Raw genomic sequence first — 16,966 nt, 5'->3', positions numbered from 1 at the left:
GTCGTGGCCGGCCGACCCGCCGCACGTGCCGGCCGCGGCACTGCCGGAGCCCCCGGATCAGACTGCCCGAAAGGCCCGCCCAGGCGTGAACCTGGCGAGAGTCGACTGCACCATGGGGTCCGGGGCTTAATCGGTCAATAGACCGCGAAAGGGTGGTAGTCGGGTGTTGGTGGTGACGCCTCGGTGGCCGGTCCGGACTCCGGTTACCGGCAGGTTTCACGGCTTCGCAGGTCGGGCAGTCTAGGCGCAGGCATCGGTCGGGGCGGCGTGTTTCCGCACTTCAGCGGCGCGGTACCGGCTAGCCGTGCACCGGGGCACGGGTGACCCCCCCGGTTTTCGCCGAAGAGAGGGGGAGGGTGATGACGGACCCCGGAACGGCCCGACACCGGCGTCGGCCGGCGCTCCGGGCCGGGGCGGCCGCCGCCGCGCTGGCGCTGGTCGCGCCGCTGGCCGCGTGCGGCACCGACGACGGTGGCGGTGGTACGCCCACGATCAACCTGTACTACCCGCCCGAGCAGAACCTGCAGAAGGTGGTCGACGACTGCAACACCCGGGCCGAGGGGCGCTACAAGATCGCCTACCGGGTGCTGCCCCGGCAGGCCGACGACCAGCGGGTGCAGTTGGTCCGCCGGTTGGCCGCCGAGGACAGCGGGATGGACGTGCTCGGCCTCGACGTCACCTGGACCCAGGAGTTCGCCAGCGCGAAGTGGATCCGGGAGTGGACCGGTCAGGACAAGAGCGAGGTCGAACAGGGCACCCTGGCGGGCCCGCTGGACACCGCCCGCTACGAGGGCAAGCTCTACGGGGCGCCCAAGAACACCAACGTGCAACTGCTCTGGTACCGCAGCGACCTCGTCCCGCAGGCACCCAAGACCTGGGACGACATGATCACCGTCGCCAAGGACCTCAAGGGGCAGGGCAAGCCGTACCAGGTGCTCACCATGGGCGCGCAGTACGAGGGCCTGGTGGTGCTCTACAACACGCTCGCCGAGAGTGCCGGGGGCAAGATCCTCAGCGACGACGGCAAGCAGGCCGTGATGGACGAAGGCACCGTCAAGGCCCTCGACCAGCTCCAGCGCTTCGCCACGTCGGGCGTGACGTCACCGTCGTTCAGCAACTCCACCGAGGATCCGGTCCGGCTGGACTTCCAGTCCGGCAAGGGCGCCTTCCAGGTCAACTGGCCGTTCGTCTACCCGGCGTTGCAGGAGGCCGACCCGGAGCTGGCCAAGAAGGTCAAGTGGGCCCGGGTGCCCGGCGTCGACGCGAACACCCCCAGCAAGGTCACCATCGGCGGGGTCAACATGGCGGTCAGCGCCTACTCCAAGCACCCGACGGAGTCCTTCGAGGCGGCGAAGTGCCTCCGGGACGCCAAGAACCAGAAGTTCTCCGCGATCAACGACGGGGTGCCCCCGACCATCGAGGCGGTCTACGACGATCCGGAGATGGACGAGGCGTACCCGATGAAGGAGACCATCCTGGAGGAGCTGAAGGAGCCGGCGGTCCGTCCGCTGACCCCCGCGTACCAGAGCATCTCCACGGTGATGTCGGCGATCCTGTCGCCGCCGTCGGCGATCAGGCCGGAGCAGACCGCCAAGGAGCTGCGCAAGGCCATCTCCGACGCGCTCCAGTCCAAGGGGGTCCTGCCGTGAGCCGGCGAGCCCCGCTGAGCGAGAACAAGAAGGCCGAACGGAAACTGGGCTGGCTGCTGTGCGCCCCGGCCGCGCTGGTCATGGTGCTGGTCACCGCGTACCCGATCATCTATTCGGTCTGGCTGTCGTTGCAGCGCTTCGACCTGCGCTTCCCCGACCAGCGCGAGTTCATCGGGCTGGAGAACTACGTCACCGTGCTGAGCAACGAGTTCTGGTGGACCGCGTTCGGGGTGACCATGCTGATCACGGTGGTCACCGTGGCGGTGGAACTGGTGCTCGGCATGGGGCTGGCCCTGGTCATGCACCGCACCCTGGTCGGCCGGGGCATCGTGCGGACCGCCGCGCTCATCCCCTACGGCATCGTCACGGTCGTCGCCGCGTTCTCCTGGCGGTACGCCTGGACGCCCGGCACCGGCTACCTGGCCAACCTGTTCGACGGCAGCGCCCCGCTGACCGAGCGGGCCAGCTCGCTGGCGATCATCATGCTGGCCGAGATCTGGAAGACCACCCCGTTCATGGCCCTGCTGCTGATGGCCGGGCTGGCGCTGGTGCCGGAGGACCTGCTCAAGGCGGCCTCCACCGACGGGGCGACGGCGTGGCAGCGGTTCACCAAGGTGATGCTGCCGGTGATGAAGCCGGCGATCCTCGTCGCGCTGCTGTTCCGCACCCTGGACGCGTTCCGGGTCTTCGACAACATCTTCGTGCTCACCAACGGCGGCAACGAGACCTCGTCGGTGTCGATGCTCGCCTACAACAACCTGATCCGGGGGCTCAACCTCGGCATCGGCTCCACGATGTCCGTGCTGATCTTCATCACGGTGGCGATCATCGCGTTCGTCTTCGTGAAGCTGTTCGGCACCGCTGCCCCGGGCAGCGACGACGGGGAGAGGCGCTGACATGGCCGACACCACCACCCGGGCGAAGCTGCGCTGGGGCCTGATCGACGTCATCGTCGTCGTGTTCGCCCTGGTCCCGGTGCTCTGGATCGCCTCCCTGTCGTTCAAGACCCCGGCCACCCTCACCGACGGCAAGTTCTGGCCCCGGGAGTGGACGCTGGACAACTACCGGAGCATCTTCGACACCGACCAGTTCGTCCGCGCCCTGGTCAACTCGATCGGCATCGCCCTGATCGCCACGCTCATCGCGGTGGTCCTCGGCGCGATGGCCGCGTACGCGATCAGCCGGCTGGACTTCCCCGGCAAGCGCCTGCTGGTCGGGGTGTCCCTGCTGATCGCGATGTTCCCGCAGGTGTCGCTGGTGTCGCCGCTGTTCGAGATCGAACGGCAGCTCGGCCTCTTCGACACCTGGCCGGGGCTGATCCTGCCGTACATCACCTTCGCGTTGCCGCTGGCGATCTACACGCTGTCGGCGTTCTTCAAGCAGATCCCGTGGGACCTGGAGAAGGCGGCGAAGATGGACGGCGCGACCCAGGCGCAGGCGTTCCGGCGGGTCATCGCCCCGCTGGCCGCCCCGGGCCTGTTCACCACGGCGATCCTGGTCTTCATCTTCTGCTGGAACGACTTCCTGTTCGCCATCACGCTCACCTCGACCGAGCGGGCCCGTACGGTGCCGGTGGCGCTGTCGTTCTTCACCGGCGAGTCGCAGTTCGAGGACCCCACCGGGGCGATCTGCGCCGCCGCCGTGGTGATCACCATTCCGATCATCCTGTTCGTGCTCTTCTTCCAGCGCCGCATCGTCTCCGGTCTGACCTCCGGCGCAGTCAAGGGATAGGTGACAAAATGGCTGACATCGTGCTGGACAAGGTGAGCAAGAGCTTCCCCGACGGCACCGTCGCGGTGCAGGACGTCGACCTGGAGATCGCCGATGGCGAGTTCGTCATCCTGGTCGGTCCGTCCGGCTGCGGGAAGTCCACCACCCTCAACATGATCGCCGGGCTGGAGGACATCAGCTCCGGTGAGCTGCGCATCGGCGGACAACGGGTCAACGACAAGGCGCCACGGGACCGGGACATCGCGATGGTGTTCCAGTCGTACGCGCTCTACCCGAACATGACCGTCCGGGAGAACATGGCGTTCCCGCTGCGGCTGGCCAAGCTGGACAAGGCGACCATCGACCAGAAGGTGGACGAGGCGGCGAAGGTGCTGGAGCTGACCTCGCTGCTGGACCGCAAGCCGGCGAACCTCTCCGGTGGGCAGCGCCAGCGGGTGGCGATGGGCCGGGCGATCGTCCGGCAGCCCAAGGCGTTCCTGATGGACGAGCCACTGTCCAACCTGGATGCCAAGCTGCGGGTGCAGATGCGTACCGTGGTGTCCCGGTTGCAGAAGAAGCTCGGCACCACCACCGTCTACGTGACCCACGACCAGACCGAGGCGATGACCCTCGGCGACCGCGTGGTCATCATGCGGGGCGGCGCGATCCAGCAGGTCGGCCCGCCCCAGGAGCTGTACGACCACCCCCGCAACCTCTTCGTCGCCGGTTTCATCGGCTCCCCGTCGATGAACTTCCTGCACGCCGCCGTGGAGGACGGGAAGCTGCGGACCGCCCTGGGTGACGTGCCGATCGGCGACCGGATCCGCCGCGAGCTGGAGGGGGCCGACGCGCCCCGGGAGCTGATCCTCGGCATCCGCCCCGAGCACTTCGAGGACGCCGAACTGATCGACGACGAGGCGCGGGCCCGGGGCATGGAGTTCACCGCCCCCGCCGACATCGTCGAGTCGATGGGCTCCGACAAGTACGTCTACTTCACCGTCGAGGGGCAGCGGGCCAGCGCCGCCGAGCTGGAGGAGTTGGCCGCCGACGCCGGTGCGGACTTCAGCGGCGGCGGGGGCAACCTGGTGACCCGGCTGTCGGCCGAGTCGCCGGTGCAGGAGGGCGAGGACCGGCGGGTCTGGTTCAACCTCGAGAAGATCCACCTGTTCGACCCGTCGAACGGACGGAATCTCACCCTGCACGAGGGCCGGTCGGCCGGCACGCTCGGCGACTGATCCCTCCCGGTCCGGACGTCCGGCCCCAGCGGCGGCGGCCCACCCAGCGGCGGCCCACCCCGCTGGGGCCGCAGACGCAGCGGCCCGGTGCGGCTGCCCACGAGGCCGGTGACGGCCTGCGCCGTCCGAGCCGACCTCGGGGCTCGCCGCCACCCGCCCAGCACGGACAGTAACCTAAGCGTCCGCCTCGCCCTACCGCCTTCGGCCCCTTTGCTCTGCTGCCACCCATGCGACGCTCACGTTCCGCAACTGTCGCGTAGATGGCAGCAGAGCAAAGGGGTCGGGTGGGTGTAGTGGCGGTCGGCGAGGTATTTCGGTGAATTCCCAGTTCATGGCACATGGGGGCGGGGTTCCGGGCTTCTCGGTGGCCGAGGCAGCCGATTACTGGCAGTAACACTGTCGAGAGTTGCGCTGAGTTGCCAACGGGGCAAGGTATTCGGGATGTGTGCGCATCACTGCGGCGTGCAGGAGCTACCGGGCCCGTGGCGGCTACCGGGCCCGTGGCGGCTGCCCGGCCCGTGGTGACTGCCCGGCCCAGGCGGGCTGCGCCGTCCTGTAGGGCTGCCCGGCCCAGGCGGGCTGTGCGGCCTGTGGGGGCTGTGCGGCGCGGGCGGCGGCCGGGGGAGGTCCGGCACGAGGGGCTGCGGGATGGGGCGGGCTACCAGGAGAGGTGCAACGGCAGGTCGAGGAAGCGGGCGTAGCCTTCCAACGCCGCCCCGACCCGCTGTCTGATCTCCGTGTCCAGCGGGACCAGCGGCTGCACCGTCACGGTGACCCTGGTCCGGGCGAGGCGGCGCTTCCAGGTGCCGACCACCCGGCCGCCGCGCACCACAGTGGACTGGAAGACCCCGTTGCCGCCGGGGATCACCGCCGACACGTGCGCCGGGTCCACCATCAGGGTGCGGTCCTTGAAGCCCAGCAGGTACTCGTCGAAGCCGGGGAGCACGTGGACGTCGTCCACCTGCAGGCGGGGCGCGTCGAGCAACGCCGGGTCGAGGTGCGACTCCACGCCGTCGACGTGCACCACGGCCAACTGCCCGGCGTCGGTGGCGACCGCGATGGCGCGCTTCGCGTCGGCGGCGGTCAGCCCCGTCCAGCCGGTGAAGTCCCGCCGGGTCGTCGGCCCGTGACTGCGGAAGTAGCGCCGGGCCAGGATGCCCAGCGCCTCGTCGCGCTCGGGCCGGTGCGGGTCGGGGGCCCACTCGTCGAGTAGCGCGAAGGTCTGCTCGGTGCCCACGTGCGGGGCGATGCAGGTGACACCCCGTTGGCTGGCGTACCAGAGTAGGTGGTAGGCGCGCTGGCCGGTGGTGTCGATGCCGGCGGCGGCGAGTGTGGCCAGGCACTGGGCGCGGGTCAACCGGCCACCGCCGGCCAGCGCCGCGCCGAGCACGTCGGCGGCCCGGTCGGCGTCTGCCTCGGTCAGCCCGATCGTGGCCCGGCGGGCCGGTGCCCCGGCCAGGGCGCGTACCCCGGTCAGCTCCAGCATCCAGCGGGCGTCACGGCAGGGGACCAGGTGCACGGTGCCCCGCATCGGCCAGGTGCGCAGCGCCTCGCGTCGTTCCAGGGCGGCGCGTACGTCGGCCTCGGTGTGACCGGGCAGCCGCAGGCCCAGCGACCACAGGCCGCTCGCCGCGTCCTGGGCCTGCATGGCCCCGAACCACTCCACCACCCCGGCCACGTCCACCGGCCGGCCACCCGGGTGCTCCCGCAGGCCCAGCGCGGTCATCCGCAACGTCAGCGCCTCGCCGCCGGTCAGCTCCACCATGCGGCCAGCATAGGGAGCACCCCCGACGTCGGCCGGCACACCCGGACCGGACCGTCACCGCCGGGCGCGCAGCGCGGTGGTCATGCGGGTGGGGACCCCTGATCGCGCTACGCCGGTTGCCGAACCGGCGGAGCGCGATCCCCCGTGCAGGTCCCCCCGAACCCCGAGGGTGGCCCCCACCCCAGCGTCCGTGCCCCCAGGATCGCGTTCCCGTCCGTGCGTGGGAGCGTTCCCGGGCGGAACTTGCGGAAATCTTGAGCTGCGGCCGAAACTCTCGGTGTCGCCGGCGGTCTAGTCGAGCCGGCGGTGCATCACCAGCAGGTCGACCAGGCCGAGGTCGGGATGGCGGAAACCCTCCGGGATCCGGCCGACCACGGCGAATCCCAGCGACTGCCACAGCGCCACCGCCCGGGTGTTGCTGGCCACGACCGCGTTGAACTGCATCGCCCGGTAGCCGTCGTCCCGGGCCAGCTCCAGCACGTACACCCCGAGGGCCCGGCCGACGCCGCGACCCGCCGCCGTCGGCGCGACCATGAAGCTGGCGTTGGCCACGTGGTCGCCCGGCCCCTCCTGGTTGGCGATCAGCTTCGCCGTCCCCAGGACCGTCCCGTCGTCGTCCACCGCGACCACCGTCCGACCGGGTGGGGCGACCAGCCACCGTCGGCGGGCGTCGTCCGTACTGACGTCACGCGGCCAGGTGTACGTCTGCCCGGCGGCGACGATCTCGCGCAGGAAGGACCAGATCGCGGGCCAGTCCCCGGCGGTGGCGGCGCGCAGCTGCATGTCCGGATCATGCCACGCGGGAACGTTTGACCCGGCAACCACCGGGTAGTCGCGGGAGCTGACCCGAACCGAGGAGGACACAGGAATGGACGGCCAGGTCAAGGTAGCGGTCATCTACTACAGCGCGACCGGCATCACCTACCAGATGGCGCAGGCGGCCTGTGAGGCCGCCGGTGAGGCGGGAGCCGAGGTGCGCCTGCGCAAGGTGCGGGAGTTGGCGCCCGACGAGGCGATCCGCTCGAACGCGGGCTGGCAGGCGCACCGGCTGGAGACCCAGGACGTGATGGAGGCCGAGATCGACGATCTGGCCTGGGCCGACGTGGTGATCTTCGGTAGCCCCACCCGGTACGGCATGATCGCCGCCCAGCTCAAGCAGTTCATCGACACCACCGGCCCGCTCTGGGCCAACGGTGCGCTGGCCGACAAGGTCTACAGCGGCTTCACCTCCACCGCCACCTCGCACGGCGGGCAGGAGTCGACCCTGCTGTCGCTGTTCACGATCTTCTACCACTGGGGTGGTGTGGTGGTCACCCCCGGCTACACCGACCCGAGTCAGTTCGTCGCCGGCAACCCGTACGGCGCGTCGCACACCAGCAACAACGGGGAGATCGCCCCGGACCACGTGGCGCTCGCGGCCACCGCGCTGACCGCCAAGCGGGCGGTCCGCATCGGCGCCGCCGTCAAGCGCGGCCTGGCCGGCTGAGCCGGCGGACCAGACCGAGCCGGCGGACCAGGTCGCCCCGCCGGACCGGACCGGCGGGTGGGGCAGTGCCGGCGGGTGGGCGGTGGATCGGACGGGTCGCCAGCACCGTCCGATCCACCGCCCACCGCCGCACTACCCGCCCACCGGGTCGCCGTGCGCCGCCAGCGCCGGCCGGGCCAGGAGTTGACCCAGCAGCTCGGCCAGGACCGCCAGGCCGTCCCGGCTGAGCACCGACTCCGGATGGAACTGCACCCCGGCGAAGGTCGTCCCACGCAGCGCGTGCACCGACCCGTCGGCCGGGTCCCGGGCCAGCTCCACCGGGCCGTACGGCGAGCCGATCCGGTCGGTGGCCGCCCGGGCGGTGAACGTCGAGTAGAAACCCACCCGACGTGGCACCCCGAACAGCGACACCTGCCGTTGCAGGCCCTGGTAGGGCGCGGCCCGGCGGTGCAGCGTCAATCCGAGCAGCCCGCTAAGCAGCTGGTGACCCAGGCACACCGCCAGGGTGGGCAGGTCCGCGTCCAGCCGCCGGGTCAGCAGCCCGCGCAGGGCGGCCATCTTCGGTTCACCGACCGCGCCCGGGTCACCCGGTCCGGGGCCGACCACCACCAGGTCGTACCCGTCGGTGGGGCCGGGGGTGTGCCAGGGCCGCACGTCCACCGTCAGGCCCAGCGCCCGCAACTGGTGGGCGAGCATCCCGGTGAAGGTGTCCTCCCCGTCGACCACCAGCGCCCGCCGGCCCGCCGCCCCGGGCAGCACCGCCGCCCCGGGGGCCCGCTGGTCGAGCCAGAACCGGGCCAGCGGGTCGTTGCGGGCGGCGAGCACCTCCCGTACCTGCGGATCGTCGGCCCACCGCACCGGCGGGTACGCACCGACCGCCGCCGCCTGCGGGCCCAGCCCCAACGCGGCGAGCACCCCGGCGGCCTTGGCGTGCGTCTCGGCGACCTCACCGGCGGCGGTGGAGTGCCGCACCAGGGTCGCCCCGACCGGCACCCGCAGCCGCCCGGCGGGGGAGATCTCGGCGGTCCGGATCAGGATCGGCGCGTCCAACGTCTGCCGGCCCTCGGCGTCGCGGCCCAGCAGCGCCAGCACCCCGGAGTAGTACCGCCGGCCGGTAGGTTCGTGCCGGGCGATCACCCGGCAGGCGTTCTGCATCGGGCTGCCGGTCACCGTCGGGGCGAACATCGTCTCGCGCAGCACCTCCCGGACGTCGCGGGTGCCCCGACCGGCCAGCAGGTACTCGGTGTGCGTCAGGTGCGACATCTCCTTGAGGTACGGCCCGACCACCTGCCCGCCGTGCTCGGCCACCCCGGCCATCATCTTCAGTTCCTCGTCGAGGACCATGTACAGCTCCTCGACCTCCTTCGGGTCGTGCAGGAACCGCAGCAGCGCGTCCCGGTCGGCGGCCGTCCCGGTGTGCCGGAAGGTGCCGCTGATCGGGTTCATCATGACCAGGCCGTCGTCGACGCTGACGTGCCGTTCCGGGCTCGCGCCGACCAGGGTCCGGGTGCCGGTGTGCACCAGGAACGTCCAGTACGCGCCCCGCTCGTCGCGTAGCAGCCGGCCCAGCGCCGCCAGCGCGGCACCCAACGGGGTGCCCCGCACGGTGGCGTGCAGGGTGCGGTGGATGACGAAGTTCGCCCCCTCGCCCCGGCCGATCTCCTCGGCCAGCACCCGGTCGACGATCCGGGCGTACTCGTCGTCGTCGACGTCGAAGGCGGCGTCGCGGGTGACCACCGGCCCGGTCGGCAGGGCGGCGAGCAGGTCGGCCAGCGGCAACGCGACGTGCGACTCGACGGTCAGGTACTCCAGCGGGACGCCGTCGTCCACACACGCGAAGCCCCGTTCGGCGATCTGCCGGTAGGGCACCAGCGCCAGCGTCCGGGGGCCCGGACCGCCCTCTGGCAGCGGCAGGTCGGCGAGGTGGTCGGCGACGCCCACCGGGCCGGTGAACAGGTCGACGTGGTCGACGCCGTCGCGGCGGACCAGCGCGAACGGGCCGGGGTCCCCGCCGTCGGCGAGGGCGGCGAGCAGGTCGTACGGGTGGTTCATCGGGTTCTCCTCGTCGGCCGGGCCGCCTCGTCGTCGGGCGGCCCCGGTGCCGGGGAGATAACCGTCGGCCGCCTCGTCGGGGCGGCCGCGTGAGAGCTACGCGCGGGGGATGGCCGCCGGGTCGGCGGGCCACCAGCAGGTCAGGTGCGCGAGCATGCCCCCACCCTAGGCGGTGCGGGGACGACGGGGAAGGGCGTTCCCATCCGCAGCTGCGGGTAGCGTGATCCGCGATGAACATTCTCGCCCTCGACCTGGGCACCTCCTCGGTACGGGGACTGGTGCTCGACGCCGACGCCGACCCGCTGCCGGGAGCGTTGGCCCGCCGCAAGGTGCACCTGTCGGTCACCGGGGACGGCGCCGGCACCCTGGACGCCGCCGCCTACCTGGCCGGCCTGACCGAGTGTCTGGACGAGTTGGCCGCCGCCGGCCACCTGCGCGACGTGGGCCTGGTCGCGGTCTGCGCGCAGTGGCACTCGGTGCTGCCCCTGGACCGGGCCGGTGACCCGCTCGGCCCGGTCCTGACCTGGCTGGACACCCGGCCCGCAGCCGCCCCCGGCGCGAGCGGCCCGACCGATCCGCAGGACTTCCACCGTCGTACCGGGGCGTGGTGGCACCGCTGTTACTGGTCGGTGCGGCTGCCCTGGCTGCGGGAACGCACGACCGGCGTGACCCGGTTCGCCGGCCTGGTCGAGTACGTCCTCGGCCAGTTGCTCGACGACGCGCCGATGTCGGTGTCGATGGCGTCCGGCACCGGCCTGCTCGACCTGCGCCGCCTCGACTGGGACGACGAGGCCGTCGCGTTGGCCGGGGTCCGCCCGGGTGAGCTTCCCGAGCTGGCCCCGATGGGCTGGCACGGTCGGCTGCGGGCCGGGCACGCCCGGCGGTGGCCGCAACTCGCCGCGGCGGACTGGGCCGCGCCGGTCGGTGACGGGGCCGCCTCCAACGTCGGCTCGGGCTGCGTGGACCCCCGCCGGGCGGCGGTCACCGTCGGCACCTCCGCCGCGGTACGGCTGGTCCAGCGGGTCCCGGCCGGGACGCCGCTGCCGCCCCTGCCCGCGTCGCTGTGGCGCTACCGGGTGGACCACGAGCACGTGGTGACCGGTGCGGCCTACTCGTCCGGCGGGAACCTGTTCGCCTGGGCGAACCGGGAACTGCGGCTGCCCGAGGGGGCCGAACTCGACGCGGCGCTGGCCCGGGTGGCGCCGGACGGCGTGCTCGCCGCGAACCCCCGGCTGGGTGGGGACCGGCCGCCCGGTCTGGCCCCGGCCGGCTCCGGTGAGCTGCACGGACTCAGCTTCTCCAGCACCGGGGTGGACATCCTCGCCGGGCTGATGACCGGGCTGTGCCGGATGGTCGCCGACGACCTCGCCGTGCTGGAGTCCGGTGTCGACGCACCCGTCGAGGTGGTGCTCGGCGGGGGAGCGGTGACCGCCTCCGCGTGGTGGCGTACGGCGTTCGCCGCCGCGCTCGCCCCGCGACGGGTCCGGCACCGCGCCGAGCGGGAGATCGGGGCAACCGGGGCCGCGCTGGTCGCGCTGGGTCGGGTGCCCGACGCGGACCGGCTCGCCGGCACCGGCCGTACGGAGGAGGACCCCTCGCCGACCCCGACCGTCCGGTCCGGCACGTCCGCCCGGTCGGATGCCCCGTCGACCCGTTGACACCGGTGTCTGGCCTGGTTGGATGGACCGGGCCACCCGTCGTGGGGACGGGGACCGAGGAGGCGAGACGTGGACGCAGGTCCCGACCCGACACCGAGCGCGGAGTCGCCGGGTCGGAACCGGTTCGACGAGCGGGTCGTGCCGCACCGGCGGCGTTCGCCGCTGCGGCTGCGGGACTGGCGGATGCGGACCAAGCTCGCCACCGTCCTGGTCATCCCGTCGGTGGCCTTCCTGGTGCTGGCCGGGGTGCAGACGGCGGGGCTGGTCGGGCGGACCACCGCGCTGAACGACTTCGCCCGGCAGGTCGGCATCGGCCAGCAGATCACCACCGTGGTGGACCGGCTCCAGCAGGAACGGGACCGCACCGCCGGTGAACTGGCGGCCCTGCGCCGCGCGGGCAACGCCGCCGACCGGGACGCCGCGCAGCTCGCCCTGCGGCCGTTGCACTCCGCCACCGACACGGCCGTCGGTGCGTTGCGCGAGGCGGCCGGCCCGCTGGCCGACTCCGACGCCGCCTGGCAGGTCGCCTACGCCGAGGCGTTGGAGGCGTACGACCAGGTGGTCTACATCCGGGCGGCGGTGCCACCGGCGGTGCTGAGCAGCGACACCATCCTGGGCAACTACCACCGGGCGGTGGAGGCGCTGCTCGGCCTGCTCGCCGAGCCCAACCCCGGGCCGGAGCGTCCGGAGTTGACCGACGCGGTGCTGCGTTACGTGCAGCTGGCCCGGGTCAAGGAGCTGTCGTCGCGGATCCGGGCCCAGCTGTACGCCGCCGGCCGGGCCGGCCGGTACGGCCTGGAGGACCAGGTGAACCTGACCGACCTGCGGGCCCAGCAGTTGGCCGCGTTGGGCGCGTTCCGGGTCGCCGCGACCACCGGCCAGATCCAGGCGTACGACCGGACCTCCCGGCAGGGGGCGTTCGTCGACGCCACCAAGTTGGAGGAGAAGAGCATCACCACCGGCGGCACCGCCCTGCCCGCGGTGTTGCCCGCGAACCAGTGGTGGACGGTCAGCGAGCAGCGGCAGGCGCTGCTGCGGCAGCTGGAGACCCGGGTCCTCGACGACGCGGTGGTCCGGGCCGACGAGGTCAGCGGCGCCCAGTTGCGCACCACCCTGCTGGTGCTCGGTGGCATCGTGGTGGTGCTCGCCCTGGCGGTGCTGCTGGCCGTGCTGATCGGTCGGTCGATCGCGAACTCGATGCAGCGGCTGCGTGACCAGGCACTGCGGATCGCCCAGGTCGAACTCCCGCACGCCCTGGACCGGCTGCGGGCCGTCGACGGCGGGGTGCCGAGGATCGACGTGCCGCCCGCCGTGGTGCGGTCCCTGGACGAGATCGGCGAGCTGGCCGAGGCGTTCGTGGCGGTGCACCGCAGTGCGGTCAGCGTCGCCGTGGAACAGGCGGAGACCCGCCGTACCGTCAATGCGATGTTCGTGAACCTGGCCCGGCGCAGCCAGGTGCTGGTGGAGCGGCAACTGGAGCTGCTCGACGACCTGGAACGGGAGGAGGCCGACCCGGACCAGCTGGAGAACCTGTTCAAACTGGACCATCTGGCCGCCCGGATGCGCCGTAACGACGAGAGTCTGCTGGTGCTCGCCGGCACCGAGTCCACCCGCCGGTGGAACCGGCCGGTGCGGTTGGGTGCGGTGCTGCTCGCGGCGAGCGCCGAGATCGAGCAGTACCAGCGGGTCCGCCACGAGTCGGTGGCCGACCTCTACGTGGTCGGGCACGCCGTCGGTGAGCTGGTCCACCTGATGGCGGAGCTGCTGGAGAACGCGACTGCCTTCTCCCGGCCGGACACCGCGGTCCGGGTGAGCGCGTGGGCCGAGGGCGGCGGTGCGGTGGTGGAGGTCGCCGACGCCGGTCTCGGCATGAGCCCGGCGGCGTTGGCGCAGGCCAACGCGGTGCTGGCGGCACCACCGGCGGCGGACGTGGCGGCCATCGAGCGGATGGGTCACTTCGTGGTCAGCCACCTGGCCGCACGGCACGGCGTCGGGGTGCAGCTGGCCGCCCCGGGGCAGGGGCTGGTGGCGCGGATCGCGTTGCCGGCGAGCCTGCTCGCGCCGGCGCCCGCCGTGGAGCTGGACATGCCGGTCGGGCAGCGGGCCCTCACCACCGCGGTCTCCGCCGCGCCCCGTCCCGTCGGGGCGTCGCGCCAGCCCGGTGCGGTCCACCCGGTCGACCTGCCGGTGGCCGGCCGCCCCCCGCAGCAGTGGCCGGGGGTGCCGCAGCAGCGGCCCGACGCGCCGGCCCCGTTGCCGGTCCGCGCCGCGGACGTGCTGGCCCCGTTGCCGGTCCGCGCCGCGGACGTGCTGGCGCCGGTCGCTGCGCCCCCGGCCGACACCGGTGGCGGCTGGTGGTCCCGGCAGGGGCCGGCCCCGTCGTCGCCGGTGTCGCTGGGGGAGAGCACGCCGGCGCCGCCGCTCGTCCCGGTCACCGGCGGCACCAACGACCGGGGGCTGCCGGTGCGGGTGCCGATGGCCCAGCTGACCTCCGTGACGGAGCCGGCCCGGCCGGCGGCCCGGGTACGCGAGGACCTGGACCCGGAGGCGGTGGGCGGGATGCTGTCCCGGCTCTACAGCGGCGTGCGCCGTGCCGAGGCCGAGGAGACCACCGAGTTAATCTTGCCGCCGGGTGTGCGCAGCGAAGGAGGACGACAGTGATGACGCTGAGTCAGGAGGCGCGTGACCTGAACTGGTTGGTCAACGCGTTCGCGGAGCGGGTGCCGGGCGTGGCGCACGCGGTGGTGGTCTCCTCGGACGGTCTGCTGGTCGCGATCTCGGCGCAGTTGCCCCGGGACCATGCGGACAAGTTGGCCGCGGTCACCTCGGGGTTGATGAGCATCACCGCGGGGGCGGCCCAGATGTTCGACGGCGACATCGTCAAGCAGACGGTGGTCGAGATGGGGCGGGGCTACTTCCTGGTCATGCAGATCCGTGACGGCTCGATCCTGGCCACCCTGGCCGGCGCGGACGCGGACATCGGCGTGGTGGGCTACGAGATGGCCCGGCTGGCCAAGCAGGCCGGCGAGATGCTGACCCCGGCGCTGCGCGCGGAACTCCAGCAGGCACTGCCCCGCTGACGGTCGGTCGGGTGCCGGGCCGGACCGCCCCCACGCGGTCCGGCCGTGCCGGTGGTGCCCCCGTCGCCGGGTTACCGGTCGACGTCTCTACAGGCCGTTGTCCCGGATGACCTGGCGGTACCAGTGGGCGCTGCGCTTCAGGACGCGCCGCTGGGTCGGGTAGTCCACATAGACCAGCCCCCAGCGCTGGTCGTACCCCTCGGCCCATTCGAAGTTGTCCAGCAGCGACCAGACGTGGTAGCTCTCCAGCGGTACGCCGTCGGCGATGGCCCGGTGGGCGGCGGTGAAGTGGTCGCGCAGGAAGGCGATCCGGCCGGCGTCGTCGACGGTGCCGTCCGGGCCGAGGGTGTCGGGGCAGGGCAGTCCGTTCTCGGTGACGGTGATCGGGATCGGGCCGTAGTCGCGGGTGACCCGGGTCAGGGTGTCGTACATGCCCTGCGGGTAGATCTGCTGCCAGTCCGCCTCGCTGGTGGGCCAGCGGGTGACGGTGTTGCCGTTGCCGGTCAGGTAGAGCGGGGTGTAGTACTGCACCGCGAGCAGGTCCACCGGGCTGGAGATGATTCCCAGGTCGCCGTCGTGGATGCCCCGGACCATCCGGCTGTCCGGGCCGAGGTCGGCGAGCACGTCGGCCGGGTAGGCCCCGGTGAGGATGGAGTCCAGGTAGAGGCGGTTCTCGTACCCGTCGTGCAGCGTGGCGGCGGAGGCCGCGGCGGGGCTGTCGTCGGCGGGGTAGCACGGGTGCAGGTTGAGCGCCGGGCCGATGCGGGTGTCGTAGCCGGTGGCACGCAGCGCGCGGACGGCGAGGCCGTGGGCGAGTTGGAGGTGGTGGGCGACCAGGTAGGCGGCGTCGGCGTCCTGTCGGCCGGGGGCGTGGTGGCCCCAGAGGTAGCCGTTCTGCACCACGGTCTTGGGCTCGTTGATGGTCAACCAGACCGGCACCTGGTCGCCGATGCCCCGGAAGACCGCGTCGGCGTAGTCGGCGAACCGGTGGGCGGTGTCCCGGTTCTCCCAGCCGCCCTCGTCCTGCAACGCCTGCGGCAGGTCCCAGTGGAAGAGGGTGACCATCGGGGCGATGCCGCGTTCGTGCAGTCCGTCGACGAGCCGCTTGTAGAAGTCGAGCCCGCGCTGGTTGGGCTTGCCGGTGCCGTCGGCCTGGATCCGGGGCCAGGAGACGGAGAACCGGTAGCTGCGCAGCCCGAGGTCGCGCATCAGGTCAAGGTCGTCGGCCCAGCGGTGGTAGTGGTCGGCGGCCACGTCACCGGTGTCGCCGTTGTGGGTGCGTCCGGGGGTGTGACTGAAGGTGTCCCAGACCGACTCGCCCCGGCCGTCCTCCTTGGCGGCGCCCTCGATCTGGTAGGCCGAGGTGGCGGCACCCCAGCCGAAGTCGTGGGGGAACCGCAGCCGCTCCGTGGCGGGGTCGGGCGCCGGATCGCCACCCTTCGGCGTGTCGCAGCCGGCGGCCAGGGTGCCGGTGGCCGCGACCAGGCCACCGGCACCGGTGGCGGCGGTGAGCCCGGCGCCGGCGGTGGCGGTGGCGGAGAGCGCGGCGCGGCGCAGCAGGCGTCGCCGGGTGAGTATCGACATGGATGTTTCTCCTCAGGGTGCGGGCCACCCCGACGGCCGGGAGCGCTCCCAGCGCGGGCGTGCGACGGCCCGGCCGCCTCGGGGGCGGGCCGCCAGCCTAGAGGGCCGCGCGTGGGCGGCCGGGATGGGGAATCGGGAGTGTGACGGGCGCCGTCGTGGGGACGGTCGGCCCAACTGCCGAGGGGCAGATAGCGATCGAGGCCGGCCGGGCGGCGCGCACGCCTGACCCGTCGGCCTCTTTTCCCGTCGAGTACGGGGGTTTAGTGTGGGGACGGGGGAGGGCAACCCCCGTCCCCACCTGTGTTGCACACACGCACGCTCGAATTGGCGTCCGGCCGTGCGTGTCGCGCGGGAGCCGGGCCACGCGAGTGGCTCTGGTTCCACCTCCCTCCGTGATGGTGGGATGATGGCTGGCGACGGTGTCCGGGCTGGCCCGTCGTCAGCCTTTCGGGCTGAACCCCGTGGTCGGGCGACCACGGTTCTGACCTTCACTTGTTGCATCTCCGTCGATGGAAGCGCTCCCATCGGCGATGCTGCGACTGTAACGCCCGTCACGGCTTTGTGAAAGCCCCTAAACGAGATCGAAACATCGACCTGCGTTTCGATACTGGTAGTTGTCGTGGGAGCGCTTCCATGGCACACTGTCGAATCAACGCAGCGGAGCCAAACACGCGCGAGTGATGGGTCGCCGAGGGCATCCGGGTCTCCCGGACGGCACCCGAAGGAACGGCACGGCCGGCCTGCTCG

Annotated in this window: 12 protein-coding genes; 8 read left to right on the top strand and 4 right to left on the bottom strand. The window is 72.4% G+C overall.

Features of this window, described 5'->3' with window-relative positions:
* Positions 1-359: 359 nt before the first annotated feature.
* From AB0B63_RS01495 to ugpC, 4 genes are read left to right on the top strand one after another with little or no spacing between them, the layout of a single operon-like run.
* Positions 360-1,649, top strand: a complete 1,290-nt coding sequence (locus AB0B63_RS01495) for an ABC transporter substrate-binding protein (RefSeq protein ID WP_357013666.1) — start codon at positions 360-362, stop codon at positions 1,647-1,649.
* Complete coding sequence (locus AB0B63_RS01490; RefSeq protein WP_067308257.1) at positions 1,646-2,545, top strand: sugar ABC transporter permease; 900 nt, start codon at positions 1,646-1,648, stop codon at positions 2,543-2,545. The genes AB0B63_RS01495 and AB0B63_RS01490 overlap by 4 nt, the downstream gene beginning before the upstream one ends.
* Before the next feature lies 1 nt (position 2,546).
* A complete protein-coding gene (locus tag AB0B63_RS01485; protein WP_208569783.1) occupies positions 2,547-3,380 on the top strand; it encodes a carbohydrate ABC transporter permease in 834 nt (277 codons plus the stop codon).
* Positions 3,381-3,388: 8 nt separating this feature from the next.
* The gene (gene ugpC / locus AB0B63_RS01480; RefSeq protein WP_208569784.1) at positions 3,389-4,594 is read left to right on the top strand and encodes a sn-glycerol-3-phosphate ABC transporter ATP-binding protein UgpC; all 1,206 of its coding nucleotides are present in this window, start codon (positions 3,389-3,391) and stop codon (positions 4,592-4,594) included.
* 658 nt (positions 4,595-5,252) lie between these two features.
* On the opposite strand, the gene AB0B63_RS01475 is transcribed toward ugpC, so the two are convergent.
* Together AB0B63_RS01475 and AB0B63_RS01470 are read right to left on the bottom strand one after the other, a co-directional pair.
* On the bottom strand, positions 5,253-6,359 hold the full coding sequence (locus AB0B63_RS01475; protein WP_357013661.1) for a winged helix DNA-binding domain-containing protein: 1,107 nt from the start codon (positions 6,357-6,359) through the stop codon (positions 5,253-5,255).
* A gap of 291 nt (positions 6,360-6,650) precedes the next feature.
* Positions 6,651-7,142: a GNAT family N-acetyltransferase gene (locus AB0B63_RS01470; protein ID WP_357013658.1), complete on the bottom strand. Its 492-nt coding sequence runs from the start codon at positions 7,140-7,142 to the stop codon at positions 6,651-6,653.
* Positions 7,143-7,227: 85 nt separating this feature from the next.
* Between AB0B63_RS01470 and wrbA the strand changes: the two genes are divergently transcribed.
* On the top strand, positions 7,228-7,845 hold the full coding sequence (gene wrbA / locus AB0B63_RS01465) for an NAD(P)H:quinone oxidoreductase (protein ID WP_208569787.1): 618 nt from the start codon (positions 7,228-7,230) through the stop codon (positions 7,843-7,845).
* 132 nt (positions 7,846-7,977) lie between these two features.
* Here wrbA and AB0B63_RS01460 read toward each other — a convergent pair whose 3' ends face one another.
* Complete coding sequence (locus tag AB0B63_RS01460; RefSeq protein WP_357013654.1) at positions 7,978-9,897, bottom strand: anthranilate synthase family protein; 1,920 nt, start codon at positions 9,895-9,897, stop codon at positions 7,978-7,980.
* A 230-nt stretch (positions 9,898-10,127) separates the two neighbouring features.
* Between AB0B63_RS01460 and AB0B63_RS01455 the strand changes: the two genes are divergently transcribed.
* From AB0B63_RS01455 to AB0B63_RS01445, 3 genes are all read left to right on the top strand, one after another.
* Positions 10,128-11,555, top strand: coding sequence for a gluconokinase (locus tag AB0B63_RS01455; protein ID WP_357013651.1), 1,428 nt, complete (start codon positions 10,128-10,130; stop codon positions 11,553-11,555).
* A gap of 69 nt (positions 11,556-11,624) precedes the next feature.
* Positions 11,625-14,216, top strand: a complete 2,592-nt coding sequence (locus tag AB0B63_RS01450) for a nitrate- and nitrite sensing domain-containing protein (protein WP_357013649.1) — start codon at positions 11,625-11,627, stop codon at positions 14,214-14,216.
* A 5-nt stretch (positions 14,217-14,221) separates the two neighbouring features.
* Complete coding sequence (locus AB0B63_RS01445) at positions 14,222-14,635, top strand: roadblock/LC7 domain-containing protein (protein WP_208569834.1); 414 nt, start codon at positions 14,222-14,224, stop codon at positions 14,633-14,635.
* A gap of 87 nt (positions 14,636-14,722) precedes the next feature.
* Here the strand turns inward: AB0B63_RS01445 and AB0B63_RS01440 are convergent, their stop codons facing one another.
* A complete protein-coding gene (locus AB0B63_RS01440; RefSeq protein WP_244253240.1) occupies positions 14,723-16,219 on the bottom strand; it encodes a GH1 family beta-glucosidase in 1,497 nt (498 codons plus the stop codon).
* Positions 16,220-16,966: the final 747 nt, after the last annotated feature.

This window comes from Micromonospora sp. NPDC049081 (assembly GCF_040648835.1).
Lineage (GTDB): Bacteria > Actinomycetota > Actinomycetes > Mycobacteriales > Micromonosporaceae > Micromonospora > Micromonospora antibiotica.
The sequence above is the reverse complement of the archived record's forward strand: the minus strand, read 5'-3'. Positions and strand labels throughout refer to the sequence as shown.